Raw genomic sequence first — 15,830 nt, 5'->3', positions numbered from 1 at the left:
GCGAGGGTTTTTCTTTATGCTCATAGTGATTGCCTAATTTTGTTTATACGATTCGCTCCCCACATTTGGTTTCAGTCGGTAGCATCCAAATTTTATCAAATGGAATTTTTCTTCCAACCCCCTTATAAATTCCCATCTGTTTCGAACATATATATCTAGGGTAATGGAAGATGGCAATCTATCGAAAGGAGGTGTCTCTGATCTTGAATAGGCCAAGCTTACTCCCCGAAAATACAAAGAGAAAAAAGGAAAGGAGCGGGAGACGATTGTTTAACAAAACCATACTTAAAAAGACGTCCGGTTTTCTGATCGCCATGATGATAATATCGATGCTGGTTCCGGTTCTTGCTTCCGCGGCCGTATACTTTACCGGCACATTCAACTCGAACGGAACGGTCTCCGGTCAAGTTTATTTTAACGGAACCGTTGGCGATGATGTCTACGGACAAGATGACGTTACGCTTTCCGTTTATGGAAAAAATGGCCAGTACATCACTACCGTTACCGTAACGTACGCGAGCTATAGCAATGGAGCCACTTATTTCAATATTCCTGGCAATACGGTAATCAACTCCGTATACGACGGCGTCTACTTTAAGTACGATGACAATAATGTAACAAACATCGTATACCGTCAACCGGCACCTCCGATTGGTGGCGGCGGCGGTTGGATTGGTGGCGGTGGCGGCTGGACATCCGGCAGCACCATTTCGACCTCCAATGGAACCGTTAGCGCCAATGAACTGAAAAATGCATTCAGCAGCTATACGGAAGTAACGATCAAAGTTACGGGAGACACCGTTTCGATTCCAGTCTCTGCACTGTTGAACGCGAAAGAAGGCTCTACCCTGATTATCGAAACCGATAACGGTGCATACAGCCTTCCTCTCGATGCATTTGACTTTGATGCTTTGGCCAAATCTGTCGAAACCGATGTGGAAGACTTGAAACTGACCGTCAGCATCAAAGAACTTACCGGTGATGACGCCCAAGCCATATCGAGCGCTATTACGGCCCTCGGTGGTAAAGCTCTTGCCGACGCAACGGATTTCAGCATCTCGATCGAAGGCGACAATGACAAAACTGCCGCAATCGACTCCTTCGACCGTTACGTGAAACGCAAAATTCCTGTGACGACCGAGAAGACGAAAAATGCAACTGTAGCCATGTACAACGCCGATACGAAATCGCTTAGCTTCGTTCCTGGATTAGTATCTTCCACGGAAGCCGAATTCTGGCGGGCAGGCAACAGCGTGTATACGGTTATCGAACTGGACAAATCGTTCAGTGACATCGCATCCCATTGGGGACAAAAAGACATCGAGCTGCTGGCCAGCAAGCTGATCGTGGATGGCGTGACCGATACTACGTTTGAGCCGGATCGCAATATCACTCGTGCAGAATTTGCGGCATTGGTCGTTCGCTCGCTTGGTCTGAGCACTGTTACATCTGCCAATTACTTCAATGATGTAACGTCTGGCGCTTGGTATACAGGTGTTGTGAATGCGGCTGCTAAGGCTGGCATCGTGGATGGCTATGAAGATGGTACGTTCCGTCCGAACGCTCAAATTACTCGTGAAGAGCTTTCAGCCATGGTCGTAAGATCTTTCGAGTATGCCGGCGGCAAAGTAGAGGTTGATGCTTCTGCCCAGGCACAAATTTTGAGTCAATGGTCGGATGCGAATAAAATCGTCTGGGGCCAGCTTGAAGTAGCCAAGGCGATTAAAGCCGGACTCGTGAACGGCATGACCGACACGACGCTGGAAACTAACGGACAAGCAACGCGTGCCCAAACGGCAGCCATGCTGAAACGTTTCCTGGCTGAAGTGAAATTCATCGATTAATTGATACGTTCCTAAGATGAAACCCTTGCTTCCATCTCGGAAGCGGGGGTTTCGTTTTTATTTTTGTAATGACATGTTTCATTTATAGGTTAGCTGGGTAAAAGGAAGATGATGATCTAATGGGGGGAGGTGAATCAGTGAGATGAGCAGTGAAACGAAAAGGAGCGAGAAACCATTGTTTACCAACAAGGTGCTGAAAAAAACATCTGCCTTTGTACTTGTGCTGCTGCTATTATCGATGCTCGTTCCTGTTCTGGCTTCAGCCGCCATCGTGTTCAATGGCAATTTCGCCAGCGATGGGATTGTCTCCGGTCAAATTAAGTTTGACGGGTCGGTTGGACAGACCGTTTACGGTCAGCCGCAAGTATCGGTCGGAGTCTACGCCGCCAACGGCGAGCATCTCCAAGATGTGACCGTCTCATTCGCTTCATACGCAAACGGAGTATCTACATATACTATTCCGAATGCCACAGTTATCAACTCCGTTTACGATGTCGTTTATTTCAAATACGGCACAAGCGATGTTACCGGCAATATTTATCGGGACTCCGAGTCTGATGATGGGGGCGAAGATGACGGAGGCAATAACGGCTCCGGAAGCGGCGGTTCCGGCAACGGTGGAGGCGGTAATACCGGCGGCGGTTCTAACGGCGGAAGCGGAAATGGCGGATCTGACGGCGGCACTGGCGGCCCCGGACAATCGGGAGACGTTTCCGATGTAATTGAAGCTTCCAATGGTACGGTCGATGCCGACAAGCTAAGAGCGGCATTGAACAAGTATACGGAAGTGACGATCAAAGTAACCGGCGACAAGGTTGCCATTCCGGCATCCGCTCTCGTGGATGCTAATCCGAAATCGATTCTTAACATTGTGACCGACCATGGTACCTACATTCTTCCGCTCTCCGCTATCGATTTGACCGAATTGGCGGATAAAGTGCAGACCAATGTCAGCGATATGAAGCTCCATGTTGCTCTCTATGCGCTTACCGGCGATAAAGCAGCAGAGGTTGCAGACGTAATCAAGAAAATCGGCGGCAAGCCGCTTTCGGATGCGTTCGAAATGAGCTTCGCAATTGAAGGCGCGAGCGGCGCCACAATGAACATCGCTAATTTCGATCAATATGTGAAGCGGAAAATCCCGCTTAAGGAACGTCCTGTTCAGACTGCCACAATCGCTCTCTATAATCCGGATACGAAGCAATTACACTTCGTGCCAGGATCGATTTCTTCTACGGAAGCGGCATTTTGGCGGACAGGTAATAGTATTTATACCGTATTGGAACTAAACAAAACATTTAACGACACTGCCTCTCACTGGGCTCAGTCCAACATCGAGCAGCTTGCCAGCAAGCTAATCGTTGAGGGGATGACCGACACCACCTTCGAACCGGATCGCAATCTGACTCGTGCCGAATTCGTTGCTTTCACTACTCGCGCTTTCGGCTTGGTCGATGTGACCGACGGTACCTACTTCAGCGACGTTGGCCGCGGAAGCTGGTATTCCGGCATGATCGCTGCGGCGGCCAAGGCCGGTATCATCAACGGCTATGAGGACGATATGTTCCGTCCCGACGCCCCTATTACGCGCGAAGAGCTTGCGGCAATCGTCGTGAGAGCTTACCGTTATGCAGGTGGTACCGTAAACGTGACTGACACCGAGCAAACGAACATATTGTCCCGTTGGTCCGATGCCAACGAGATCGTATGGGGTCAAAAGGAAGTAGCCGGAGCGATTTCCGCAGGTTTCGTACAAGGTATGACTAACGATACCCTCGAAACCTACGGTTTTGCAACACGCGCCCAAACCGTTACGATGCTTAAGCGAGTTCTGCTTTCGTTGAATTTCATGGACTAACAGAATGGCAAACAAAAACCATCGTCAACCTCTGCGTTGACTGATGGTTTTTTGTTTTTCTATGCAGACCTTAGTCAAGCTTTCGCTTTCCTCGCTATCTCTTCGTAGAGGGCTCTCCATGAGGAAGACATCCCTTTCAAATGTGGAGCATCATTGGCGTCTAAATACTCCTTCGATGCCTTTGTCTTCTTGTCCCTTCCAGCCGGGGACTCTGCTACACTTTCTGGCAAGACCTTCGATCTGTGGGCAGGTCGGTTGATGGCAGCTTCTGCACCTCGCTGCTGCGGCCTCGCCGTCTTTTGGCTTACTTTCGCAGGCTCCGGCTTTGCGGCTTTCCCACTTGCTTCTTCTCGCTCCGGCTTCGAATGCCGGGCCGCCTTCGCTTTCATTTTCTCTCTTCGCTTTTTCGACATGCCTGCTCTTCACCTCACGATTCGATCCATTCCTTGCGCAAGCGGAACAGCTCCTTCAGCTCGTTCGTAGACAGCTCGGTAATCCAGTTCTCACCGCCTACGATTTGCTCATTGAGTCCCTGCTTGCGGTCTATCATCGCATCTATGCGTTCCTCCAGCGTCCCCAACGTTACGAACTTGTGCACCTGCACGTTCTTCGTCTGACCGATACGGAACGCGCGGTCGGTCGCCTGATTCTCCACGGCAGGATTCCACCAGCGGTCGAAATGAAAGACGTGGTTCGCCCCCGTCAAATTAAGTCCGGTCCCTCCGGCCTTCAGCGATAAAATGAATATTCCGCTGTGATCCTCGCGCTTGGAATCTTGAAAACTCTCCACCATCCGGTCGCGGCTCGCTTTCGGCACGCCTCCATGAAGGAAAAATACCGGTTGCCCGCACTCCCGCTCGAGCAAATCGTGCAGCATATGTCCTGTCTCTACAAATTGGGTAAAAACAAGACAGCGATCCCCCTCTTCTCTCAGCTCTTGAATCATCTCCAGTAGGCGGACCAGCTTGTTGGACCGCTCCACCGCTGGCAGCTTCCCCGTCTCTTTAAGCAGCATGGCCGGATGATTGCAGAGCTGCTTCAACCGGGTCAACGTGGCAAGAATAAGGCCTCTCCGTTCCATCGCCGACAGCTTCTCGATTTTATCGAACAGCTCCTGGACGATATTCTCATAGAGCGAGCCCTGCTCGGCGGTCAAATTCACATAAGCCTTCGATTCGTTCTTGTCCGGCAAATCCAACTGGATCGCCGTATCCGTCTTGACCCTGCGCAGGAGAAATGGTCGCACGAGACGCTGAACTTCACCGATGAGTACCGCATCGTTTGTTTTTTCAATCGGATTGACATATCGCCGAGTAAATGATGGCAGATTGCCCAAATAGCCCGGGTTCATATAATCGTAGATGGACCATAGCTCGGTCAGCCTGTTCTCGATCGGAGTGCCGGTCAAAGCGACGCGATGCCGGGCTTGAAGACTTCGCACGGCCGCGGCCTGCTTCGTATACACGTTTTTAATATTCTGCGCTTCGTCGAGACAGAGCGAGCTCCAAGTAACGCCCGACAATTCGGTTTCGTCCAGATTGGCCAGTGCGTACGAAGTAAGAACAAGATCGTACTTCCGGGCGTGAACCTCGAACTCCTCCCCTTTAGCGCGACCGGAGCCGTAATGCAAATATACGTTCAGGGAAGGGGCGAACCGTTCGAGCTCCTTCTGCCAATTGCCAAGCACCGAGGTCGGGCAAATGAGCAGCGCCGGAGCGTCGGGCTTGTCCGTCTCCTTTACATGCAGCAAATAAACGATCCATTGCACCGTCTTGCCCAAGCCCATATCGTCGGCCAGACAACCGCCGAGCCCGAAACGGCGTAAAAAGTGAAGCCACGAGCTGCCTTCGGCTTGGTAGTTGCGCAGCTTGCCTTGAAACGAGGCAGGGGACTCCACGCGGGGAATATGACCATTGTGGCTCAACTGCCCGATCAGGCCGGACAAATGCTCGTTCAGCTCTACTTCGATTCGCAACGGAGCATCGAGAAGCTCACTTTCCTCCTGTGAGCTTACTACCGCCGACTGTTCCCGCGCACCGGAATCGCTTACCCCGTCCATTCCGGCCGCCGGATCGTCATCCGCTCCGAGCAGATGCATTTCCAGCACGTCGCGAAACGACAAGCCGTTTTTGCCAACCCGCTTCATCATTTGCTGAACCTGTTTCAACAAAGCAGGATCCAATTGAATCCATTGTCCCTGGAACTGAATGAGCCGTTTATTCTTGGAAGCGAGCAGTCGGAACTGCTCTTCGCTCAATTGCATGTCTCCGACTGCTACTTTCCAATCGAACTGCATGATTTGCTCCAGTCCGAACAACGACTGTCCCGGCCCACCCACGGACGATTTCATAACCGCCTTCAGACTTGGCTTGATCCCTTTCACCTGTTCCCACCAGGAAGGAAGCAGCACGATCTCCCCGGCTTGCACCAACCGCAGGCTGGCTTCGCTCATAAAAGTCCACGCTTGCTCGTCCGTCAGTATACTCACCCGTCGCTCGCCTTCTCCGAGCCATGGAACGAGACGCAGCCACTTTCGAATATGCCGCTCCGCACAGTCCGGCAAAAACGGGGCCCAATCAGCCGGCATATAGTCCGGTTCCCCCAAGCGGCCTGCTTCGTATTCTATGACATAACTTGGCGTTTCCTTGTGCTGCAATACGATATCCAGTCGCCAATCGCTGTCGATTTCCGGCTCGGTCAGGCGCAAGCATGTGCGAAAAGGAACCTCGTCCGACTTCCAACCAATCGCGACTAGCCATTCCTCTTCGTCCATGACGTACGACTCGTCATCTTCACTGGAGTGTCGATGGTAGGTGTTCATTTGGCTTAAATGTTCCGCAGATGGTAGAATCGGGTGGTCGCCTGCGGCACGTGTCCACGCTTCCTCGATCCTGGCATCATTTCGTATCCAATCCTGCAAAATATGATCTAGCCAGCGGTCGGGATCATCTAACCCATCTGTCGCGGCCATTCGGCACGCTTCTTCATAGGTCGCCCTATTCTCTTTCGGCACGATCGCCTTCCAACCCCATTGCCCTGCCAGCCATTTAGAGTAAGAAGGCATATACTGTCCTTGCCGCAAGCAGTCTATCAGAGTAATTGCGATACGCTGCAAAGACGAGCACCGGCTGCCCCAAGAGAAATCGGAATGCATCAGGGCGGCAGGCGACCCCAACAGCTCTGCGGCCATAGCAGGAGTCAACAGCAGCCCTGATCTTCTATCCATCTCGGCGGTAGGGATTGTCGTGCCATAAAACGAGGCCTCGTGCCATCCAAACAATTGATGCTTCAGCGTCAAAGCATCGACACGCCCGTCTTTGGCGGTTGCCCATACAAAGAACTGACCGTCCGGCCGTATGCTTGCTTCCACTGTCATTGTCCCGGAGGCTATCATGAGATCAGCTTTCCTTTCTTCATCTCTTCTTGCAGCGCACGCAGTCGCGAATACTTTTCTCTCATATGGTCGAGATACTCGTTCCACAGCTGTGGCGACTTTATTTTATAGTAGCAATCCCGTAGCTTCACGAGATAATAGACCGCAGTTTTGTACGACTCGCGATTTTTGTTCTCGATATGCCGTTCGATCGACTGATGATATAGCGGGAGCAGCAAGCTCATCTGAGCCGAGCCTACTTTTCGCAGGTCGGATGCTTCCAGTTCGTCCGGATCCGCCTTCATCGCCATCTGCAATCGATCCACCGGCGGTAATCGCCCAGCTTCATCAGCCTTTCGTCGTATCTTTCATACGTATGAGGCAGCAGCTGGCGCATAGCTTCGAGTTCACTTTGCCTATCCCCGCTGCCCTTGACGTAACCGGTCCAGTAGTAGTCGAAATATGGATCGAGGAAATCCGACTCTCCGTCCTTCAGATAAGGAATCATCCATTTCAACCAGCGAAGAAGCTTGTCCCATTGCTTGGTCTGCAAATAATACTGCAAATAGGAAGATAAGTACCCGACCTCCCGATCGGCCACTTCTTCGGCAAATAAACTCAGAGCCTCTTCTTCCCGTCCTACTATAAATGAATGATGCCTAACCGAGCCAGGTCGAGCTGCTTCGCCGGTACGCCCAATCCCTTGAGCCGACGCTGAAGCCGGACCTTCTCCTTATCGCACAGAGACGGAGTATGGAGCAGATTCCACCAAATGTATCGATAACTAAACAACCAGTTCATCACCGCTTGCGGATTCGAGCACAAATAATCGTGCAGAATCTTGGTCGTTTCTTCCAGCCGATCCGCACACTCCGTCCGGATCGTTTGGCGGTCCGCTTTGGAAAGTACAGTTACCACTCGTTCCGTAATTTTCTCAGCGATGTCGTACAATCGATTGAAATAGTAATAAGCGTATAATGAGCTTTGCGACCTGCGATACATCTCATCAATACGACTGGACAAATCGATCAGCAGTTGAATCTTGTATAAATCCGTCAAGGCCTTCGGCCAAGTAGCGGTGCAGCGTTCGGCAAGCTGCTGCAGCTCCGAGAAATGGGCTCCAAAATTTTCTCGCAAGCGGGACTCGTACATTTCGAACATTTGACCAAAATAGTCGTGCCACTGCTCGATCGTGCTCGTTTCCGTCAATTTGGTTGCTGCAGACTCCTGCTGTCGAGCCTTTTCTGGTTGCTGTTTGATCGATTTCGGCGTAGGCAAAGGATTTTTGGGCTGCTGCTCAATGCTACGGAGCGAATTGGAAAGCTTGACCGGCTGGGACATTTCATTTTGCAGAAATTCCTTGAGGAAAAGCTCCGGTCTCCCTCCTTGGAGGCGGTACAGCTGCAGTAAACCAGCCGCCATATGCTTACAGTAAGTTCCGCTACATTCGCACTCACTCATGACGAAAAAGTCACAATCGATCTTAACCCGATATAGCTCCCCGTCCCGCACAGTCGCCGCGAAGATGGAACCGTCCTCGAACCAACCGGCGGTAACGGCCTGTCCATGATATAATTCCCATCCCCTTTCTATAACGGGTCTCGTAAAGTATTCATTGGCCGCCTCGCATAAATAGTTTATTTGCTCTTTGGTTAGGTGCGTGTTCGTTTCCATCAGAGTCTGTACACTCCTTTCTTGGAGTCTAGTAACGGTTCGTTCTGCTATGGTAAGTGTAGCAAAGCTCGGTGGACAAGATCAATCCGTTTCAATCGATTTTTAAGGATTCGTGTCGAATATCGCCAAATAAAACCCCCTTGCCAATTCCGAATCGTTGGCAAGGGGGCTGGATTAGACTGCTTTGGTTTATTCTTGCACCAAAGCTTTTGCAATAGCTTTTTGATTTTCATAATCTTGTTTGTACTGGGCGATGATATCCAAGTTATATTGATTGCTCTTCAGCTTGCTTTCAAAATCCGTAATCAGGGTATTGAACCGGCTGTCGAATACGGATAGTTGGTTCCTGCCAGCTTGCTTGAGCTGTGCCCGTTTCTCGGCATCCGCTTCTTTATACTGCTCGAACAGGCCAAAGTAGTAGGCTTGAGCTTCGTCGCGAAGTGCGGCGATTTTGATATCGGCATCCGCCTTCAACGACTCGTAGGTAGGTTTGGTGATAATCACGCCACCTCCACCACCGCCGCCAGTAGGACCAGTTCCACTAGGAGAAGTGGTAGTCCCAGTTGGCTTATCCGTAGCCGGTTTGTCCGTTGCACCCGGTTTTTCTTCAGGCTTTGTTTCAACCGAAGCGGACTTGGCCGCAACCGTATAGGTCTCCGGATCCCACTTTACTTCCTTACCAATAGACTCGCTCAAGAAACGCATCGGCACATACAGACTGCCATCGTAGATCATCCCCGGCAAGTCTTCCGAAGGCTGCTTCTTCTGGCCATCGAACAGGTAGGAAACCTTCTCAAAATAGACCTCCAACCATGTCGGCGTCAACTGCGAAGCATCAAACTTCTGGATGCGGCTCTCCCGGACAAGACGATTCATATTATACTCCGAGATGACCGTCTTATCCTTATCGGTCGGCTCTTTCAACGTAACCGTATAGGTGTCTCCATCCCATTCCACCGCTTTATTTAGCGAATATGCGATAAACCGAAGAGGCACATATGTACTGCCTTCATAAATAAAGCCTTGCTGGCCCTCAGGTGGAGTCAATTCTTTATCGTCCACTACAAAGTGAATCGGAGCGAAATACACTTCGATCCATTTGCTTTGTTGTTCTCCGTAGATCGTCCCGATGGGAAGAAGCATAAGGAGGGTAAGTACAATAGCCATTATTCTGCGCTTAAAAAACACTGGTAACATCCTTTCTAGTAGATCCATGATAAAGTTAGTGAAGACATACTACTCTTTCAATGATTCTTGATAAGACTTACCCGAAGAGCTTAGCCCTAGCTTGGAAGCTATCGCTATGAGTTCATTGTATTCTTCTTCGGTTAACTTCTGTAAAATGATTTTTTTCGCCTTCTGCTTCTCCTCCACCGATACGCCACTCTCGCTCATCTGCATAAACAGTTTAATGTCGGATGCGCTAAGCTTGCTCAATAGAACGGAGGTGACCTTAGATTTGTCCTTCAGTGTTATATCTTCCTGGGCCTTTTGAGCTTGTTCAGAAGATATATTGGCCCCAGGTTGTTGGGATTGTGGTTGCGTTGTCTCAGGATTAGGCTGTGACGTTGACGGTCCAGTCGAGTCGTTTTTTGCTGGCTCTTTCGTAGTAGAGCTATTCGATGGTACAGGCTGGCCTGAGGTCGAATCTTTTGGAATCTCATCTTGCTTTATCCCAGAAACAGAGGTTTCGCTAGTATTAGTACCTTTATCCTCTGGAAGCTTTGTTGATTCTGTCTCCTCCTTCGTTTGGGGAGGCGATATGTTGGGAGTTCCTATTGACGAATATCCTGAGCCGGAAGCAACAATGGATCGAAGAACATAGTTTGTCGCATAGTCAAATACGAAGTATGCTCCTATTGCGAAAACCAAAAGTACACTTGCTGTCCATATTAGTAACTTTTTAAGTTTTTTTTTCTTGTTCATAATCTCCTCCAGAACTTACAGTAAGGTTAATTATATCTTACATTATTTCTGAAGTTTATCCAACTATCGCTATATTCGAATCCATTATATGCAATCCTGCAAACAAGCTTATACTATTTTAATGCATACTGCCGTTCAAAATATTTCTGATACTCTCCACTAATAATTTGTTCCCACCATTCATTATTATCCAGATACCATTGAATCGTTTGTGCTATTCCAGTCTCAAAGGTATATTGCGGTCTCCACCCTAATCTCTCCAACTTAGTAGGATCAATCGCGTAGCGCTTATCGTGTCCCAAACGATCTGTTACAAATTCTATTAAGTCCTCCGACTTATTTAGTGCTCTAATAATTGTTTTCACAACTTCCAAATTTGTACGTTCATTGTGTCCGCCTACATTATAAACTTCACCAATTTTACCTTCGTGCATTACCAAATCGATGGCTTCACAATGGTCATGAACGTGCAGCCAGTCTCGAATATTTTTACCATCACCATACACCGGTACCTTTTGACTATTCAGTACACGGGAAATCGTTAAGGGGATCAGTTTTTCAGGAAAATGGAAGGGACCATAATTATTGGAACAACGAGTTATATTGGTTGGTAAACCGTATGTTTCGTGATAAGCACGAACCAGTAAATCAGACGATGCTTTACTTGCACTATAAGGGCTGTTCGGTTGCAATGGAGTTTCTTCTGTAAAAAATGTCGTTGGATTGAAATCCAGTTCTCCATATACTTCATCAGTGGATACATGAACAAATTTGGAAACTCCCGCTCGTTTAGATGCTTCCAGCAATATTTGAGTCCCTACTACATTTGTTTGAACAAAAATGCCTGGATCCGTAATGGAACGATCGACGTGACTCTCTGCCGCAAAGTGAACAACATTGTCAAATTGTTCTTTTTGAAAGAGAGCAGATATCGTTTCTTGATCCGCTATATCCGCCTTTACAAAAAAATAGTTGTCTTCCTTTTCTATGTCACGATGTTTGCTTAAATCACCGGCATATGTCAACAAGTCCAAATTGTATATGTCATACTCTGGATATTTCTCCACCATATACTGCACGAAATTACCGCCAATAAAACCTGCGCCACCAGTAACGAGTACTTTTTTCCTTGCCAACTACTTCACCTCTTTTGTCAGATCGTCTAAATACCTTCTAACAGCATCCTGCCATTTTGGCAATGGCCTAAATCCACTATCTACCAATTTTTGCTTAGACATACGTGAATTCTTAGGTCGTACAGCACGTGTCGGATACTCCTCTGTTGTAATCGAATTAACTTGTATATCCTTATGGGCTTGTCTAATTATTTCACTAGCAAAATCAGCCCAACTACAAAACCCTTCGTTGGAAGCATGATACGTCCCATATTTATCACTTTGAATCATCTCAATCAGCAGCCTAGCCAAATCCAATGTATACGTCGGGGAACCGAACTGATCACCTACAACGTTCAACTCATTTCGTGTTTCCGCCAGACGCAGCATAGTCTTAACAAAATTATTTCCATTAATGCCAAAAACCCACGATATACGAACAATAAACCAGTTATCTAATAATTTTTCGACAACTTTTTCACCTTGAAGCTTTGTAAGTCCATAATAACACATTGGACTCGAAACGTCTGTTTCCTTAAATGGGTATTCTCCTTCTCCATTAAAGACGTAGTCTGTGCTTATATACATGAACTTTGCATTAACTTCTTTAGCGGCACAGGCTAAGTTTTTTGTGCCTTCAACATTTACATTCCAACAAGTATTCTTATCATCCTCAGCTTTGTCAACTGCCGTATAAGCTGCACAATGAATGATTACATCTGGATTTACTTTTTTTACGTATCGTGCGACCTCTTCAGGTTCGGTTATGTCTAGTTCCTTGGATCCTACACCCAGCATAGTGAAACCAGCTTCCAATCCATATCGCACAACATCATATCCAAGCTGTCCGGTATAACCAGTAACTAGAATCTTCATAAATTATACTCCAATGCGGAAGTTATTTTCGGCATCCTTTAATAAGGGAGCTCGTTCATCTTTTGCTGATAAAATTGGATTAAAGTCTATAGGCCATTCAATTCCAATAGCTGGGTCATTCCAGATAATACCTCGATCAAGCTCTGGCGAGTATAACTCATCTACTTTATATTGCACTTCAACATCTTCCGTTAAAGTCATAAATCCGTGAGCAAATCCTTTTGGAATTAGTAACTGTTTTTTATTTTCAGCATTTAATTCTATACCGAACCATTTCATAAATGTCGAACTATCTTTCCGAATATCAACAGCAACATCAAAAATTGAGCCCCTCGTACAACGAACAAGCTTTGTTTGAGCTTTAGGATTTAATTGATAATGCAACCCCCGTAATGTACCTTTAGCTGCTGAAAATGAATGATTGTCTTGGACAAACTCCAAGTGTATTCCCGTTTCCAAAAACTTTGCATCGCTGTAGGTTTCCATAAACCAACCACGGTGATCACCAAATACAGTTGGTTCAATAATGACTACACCATCCAAATTGGTTTTGGCAAATTTCATCGTGCTCCCCATCTTTCACTACTTAGTATTGGATCTCTCCATTGGCTACTTTCATTAAATATTGACCATACCCAGTCTTGTTAAGCTTTTCACCCAGATTCCAAAGTTGCTCCTTAGTGATCCATCCATTAATATATGCTACTTCCTCAGGCGCAGCAATTTTAATTCCTTGATGATCCTCTATAGTCTTAACAAAATTAGATGCCTCTATCAGGCTTTGATGAGTACCGGTATCCAACCAAGTAAATCCTCGGCCCAATAGCTCTACTTCTAATTGACCAAGACTCAAATAGGTTTGGTTTATTGATGTAATTTCCAACTCGCCACGTTCCGATGGCTTAACTGTTTTGGCGATCTCAACGACCCTATTATCATAAAAATACAACCCGGTAATAGCGTAATTGGATTTAGGTACTTTGGGTTTTTCTTCAACACTTATTACCTTTCCGCCCATATCGAATTCTACTACACCAAATCGTTGTGGATCTGCCACATGATAGCCAAATACGGTGGCGCCATTTTCTTTCTTGGCTGCACGCTGAAGAATCTTCCTCATACCACTGCCATAGTAAATATTATCCCCCAAAATCATAGCCACAGAATCTTTACCAATAAATTGTTCCCCAATTAAAAAAGCTTGGGCTAAGCCATCAGGATTGGGCTGAACTTTATATTCAAGATGTATACCGAACTGTGATCCATCTTTTAACAAAGCCTCAAAACGTGAAGTATCCTCTGGAGTTGATATGATTAATATGTCTCGTATTCCGGCGAGCATCAGAGTTGATAACGGATAATAAATCATTGGCTTATCGTAAACTGGTAATAATTGTTTACTTGTTACCATTGTTAGAGGATATAAGCGAGTGCCGCTGCCGCCTGCTAAAATAATGCCTTTCATTACATAGAGGCTCCCTTCAATTTTCATATTTATATTTAACATCTCAACTGCATGCTGGGCTATGAACACCAACTGGTATTCTCTCAGTCCGAAATAGTTAATTATCGGATATATGCTATGGTCAATTTAAAGAGGTAATGACAATGAAAAAATGCGGCTATAGATGAACTGAAGAATTTCATACCCAAGTCAGGAGTCGCTCAATAACCTCCATAGGTTGTTGATTGATTCTCTTCATGAAAGCAGTGACGGGTATACGAATGTGGTAAAAATTGCTGAAGAAAACAATGTTGAATACATCACCTTTCAGCCATTTCCACAGCCCTTCAACCGGATTGAGCTCCGGGCAATAATCGGGTAGAAAAACCAAGTGAAGTCGTGGGTTCTTCTCAAAAAAACTGTAGCTTTTCAGCGTGGTGAATGCGGTAGTTATCCAACACGATCACAATGTTCTCATCCGGGTATTGATTCAAGATATTTCAAGATATCATTAAGGAATCGCACGAACGAGGCGGTATCGTACTTTTCCTCTTCGCGATGCGTGACGAAACCCGTTTCATAGTTGATGGCCGCAAACAGTTTGGCGCCTTAATACAGGCCACGTTGCTGTCCTTTTAAGAACCAGTTATACTGCAGGGCCAGATAAGCGCGTATCATAGACTCGTCCTCAAAGAAGAGGTGTTGAACGCTTCCGTTCGCAAGCTGTTTCTTCAAGGCTGGCAGCGTTTCTTCACGAAATTGCGCTTGTTCGTCGTTATCTGCCTTAGCCAACGTTTAGGTTGCTTTGATACAACTGAATCCCAAGCGTTCAAGCAGCTTGGAAACGCCGCGTTCAGAATAGGTCTAACCAAACTCGCTTTCGATCCAACTGACGATGATCTCCAATGTCCAGGTATGTCGGGCTTCGAAACCCGACATCGACAGGGCGTTTATGGGCGACGGTATCCGCGATTTTTGCTCTTATTCCTCGCTCAACTTCTTGGGTCCGCCTGGCGCATGATCCAGTTCAAGATCGGCGATCCCATTCTCTTGGTAGTCTTGCCAATTCGTGCTGACGGTTTGATACATGCGCCCTAATATGTCTGCGATAGCCGTAAACGTCCGTACGTCCGTCCCTTGAGGCGAAGTCTGACGGCCAAATAACGTTCGTATAGTCGTGTGTTATTGGTTGCTCGCATGGCTCTCTGGTACGTGGTTATTTCTTCCTGCTGATCGTATACATTTGCACCGTGGAGTCCATGTCCAAGATAGGTTCGTCAGATAACAAAGCTGGATGGCCTCATTTCCGCAAGTCTAGCGGAAGATTTGAACACGCCTTGCGTAAGCATTTCAAATCTTTGTACAGCAACGAGTGGTGCGGACAATGTATGCCAACGTTTGAGGAGTGGAAACGAATTCAATTTCCAAAAATGAAAGAGGCGCTCCTAGCCAAGAATCCAGCCAACGATAATATAGAACAGATTACGGTATCACCTTGGTGAAGCGCTTTGGTGAACTTAATCTTTTCGAGGTATTCCAGGAATATTGTGAATCACTAATGCTGGTCGCATTCTGTAGCGTGAGTTCAGTCTTGTTTTGCTGATGGGTATGGTAGACTTCACCCTCGAGGTATTCCTCTCTTTCAATGAAGTTGTTTTTTTGCAAGCTCCATTCCACCAAAGTGTAATGCCCCCCGTTGTCAAGACACGAATTATTGATG

General features: G+C 47.2%; 14 protein-coding genes. 2 read left to right on the top strand and 12 right to left on the bottom strand.

The window, feature by feature from the left end; all coding sequences use genetic code 11:
- Positions 1–266 precede the first annotated feature (266 nt).
- Together FE784_RS36905 and FE784_RS36900 are read left to right on the top strand one after the other, a co-directional pair.
- On the top strand, positions 267–1,844 hold the full coding sequence (locus tag FE784_RS36905; RefSeq protein ID WP_176706788.1) for an S-layer homology domain-containing protein: 1,578 nt from the start codon (positions 267–269) through the stop codon (positions 1,842–1,844).
- Positions 1,845–1,986: 142 nt separating this feature from the next.
- On the top strand, positions 1,987–3,702 hold the full coding sequence (locus tag FE784_RS36900) for an S-layer homology domain-containing protein (protein WP_139607249.1): 1,716 nt from the start codon (positions 1,987–1,989) through the stop codon (positions 3,700–3,702).
- 427 nt (positions 3,703–4,129) lie between these two features.
- On the opposite strand, the gene FE784_RS36895 is transcribed toward FE784_RS36900, so the two are convergent.
- The 12 genes from FE784_RS36895 to FE784_RS41695 all read right to left on the bottom strand — a co-directional run.
- Entirely contained in the window at positions 4,130–7,096 is a 2,967-nt protein-coding gene (locus FE784_RS36895; RefSeq protein ID WP_139607247.1) for a DEAD/DEAH box helicase, read from the bottom strand.
- Positions 7,093–7,401, bottom strand: a complete 309-nt coding sequence (locus FE784_RS36890) for a hypothetical protein (RefSeq protein WP_139607245.1) — start codon at positions 7,399–7,401, stop codon at positions 7,093–7,095. The genes FE784_RS36895 and FE784_RS36890 overlap by 4 nt, the downstream gene beginning before the upstream one ends.
- Positions 7,377–7,676 carry a hypothetical protein gene (locus FE784_RS36885; RefSeq protein ID WP_139607244.1) on the bottom strand — a complete coding sequence of 100 codons (300 nt, stop codon included), beginning with the start codon at positions 7,674–7,676 and terminating at the stop codon, positions 7,377–7,379. Before FE784_RS36885 ends, FE784_RS36890 begins: the two co-directional genes overlap by 25 nt.
- Positions 7,677–7,717: 41 nt before the next feature.
- Positions 7,718–8,284: a hypothetical protein gene (locus tag FE784_RS36880; RefSeq protein WP_218103871.1), complete on the bottom strand. Its 567-nt coding sequence runs from the start codon at positions 8,282–8,284 to the stop codon at positions 7,718–7,720.
- Positions 8,285–8,938: 654 nt separating this feature from the next.
- A complete protein-coding gene (locus FE784_RS36875) occupies positions 8,939–9,937 on the bottom strand; it encodes a stalk domain-containing protein (RefSeq protein WP_246132358.1) in 999 nt (332 codons plus the stop codon).
- A 48-nt stretch (positions 9,938–9,985) separates the two neighbouring features.
- Entirely contained in the window at positions 9,986–10,675 is a 690-nt protein-coding gene (locus FE784_RS36870) for a hypothetical protein (RefSeq protein WP_139607240.1), read from the bottom strand.
- Between the two features lie 113 nt (positions 10,676–10,788).
- Positions 10,789–11,811 carry a dTDP-glucose 4,6-dehydratase gene (gene rfbB / locus FE784_RS36865; RefSeq protein WP_139607239.1) on the bottom strand — a complete coding sequence of 341 codons (1,023 nt, stop codon included), beginning with the start codon at positions 11,809–11,811 and terminating at the stop codon, positions 10,789–10,791.
- Complete coding sequence (gene rfbD, locus FE784_RS36860; protein ID WP_139607238.1) at positions 11,812–12,666, bottom strand: dTDP-4-dehydrorhamnose reductase; 855 nt, start codon at positions 12,664–12,666, stop codon at positions 11,812–11,814.
- A gap of 3 nt (positions 12,667–12,669) precedes the next feature.
- On the bottom strand, positions 12,670–13,230 hold the full coding sequence (gene rfbC, locus FE784_RS36855) for a dTDP-4-dehydrorhamnose 3,5-epimerase (protein ID WP_139607237.1): 561 nt from the start codon (positions 13,228–13,230) through the stop codon (positions 12,670–12,672).
- Positions 13,231–13,252: 22 nt separating this feature from the next.
- On the bottom strand, positions 13,253–14,131 hold the full coding sequence (rfbA, locus tag FE784_RS36850; protein ID WP_139607236.1) for a glucose-1-phosphate thymidylyltransferase RfbA: 879 nt from the start codon (positions 14,129–14,131) through the stop codon (positions 13,253–13,255).
- Between the two features lie 178 nt (positions 14,132–14,309).
- The gene (locus tag FE784_RS42250; protein ID WP_246132357.1) at positions 14,310–14,501 is read right to left on the bottom strand and encodes a transposase; all 192 of its coding nucleotides are present in this window, start codon (positions 14,499–14,501) and stop codon (positions 14,310–14,312) included.
- A gap of 1,091 nt (positions 14,502–15,592) precedes the next feature.
- Positions 15,593–15,830 (bottom strand): hypothetical protein (locus tag FE784_RS41695; RefSeq protein ID WP_218103870.1); only part of this gene is annotated, 238 nt, incomplete at its 5' end.

Source organism: Paenibacillus hemerocallicola (assembly GCF_006265175.1).
In the GTDB taxonomy this organism is placed as follows: domain Bacteria; phylum Bacillota; class Bacilli; order Paenibacillales; family NBRC-103111; genus Paenibacillus_AB; species Paenibacillus_AB hemerocallicola.
Note: the sequence above shows the minus strand (reverse complement) of the source record. Positions and strands in the feature narration are given on the sequence as shown.

What these genes read in the sequence shown, in the direction of transcription:
- FE784_RS36900 (WP_139607249.1), top strand. Translation starts at nt 1,987, where the DNA reads ATGAGCAGTGAAACGAAAAGGAGCGAGAAACCATTGTTTACCAACAAG.
- FE784_RS36895 (WP_139607247.1), bottom strand. Translation starts at nt 7,096, where the DNA reads ATGATAGCCTCCGGGACAATGACAGTGGAAGCAAGCATACGGCCGGAC.
- FE784_RS36870 (WP_139607240.1), bottom strand. Translation starts at nt 10,675, where the DNA reads ATGAACAAGAAAAAAAAACTTAAAAAGTTACTAATATGGACAGCAAGT.
- rfbD (WP_139607238.1), bottom strand. Translation starts at nt 12,666, where the DNA reads ATGAAGATTCTAGTTACTGGTTATACCGGACAGCTTGGATATGATGTT.
- rfbC (WP_139607237.1), bottom strand. Translation starts at nt 13,230, where the DNA reads ATGAAATTTGCCAAAACCAATTTGGATGGTGTAGTCATTATTGAACCA.
- rfbA (WP_139607236.1), bottom strand. Translation starts at nt 14,131, where the DNA reads ATGAAAGGCATTATTTTAGCAGGCGGCAGCGGCACTCGCTTATATCCT.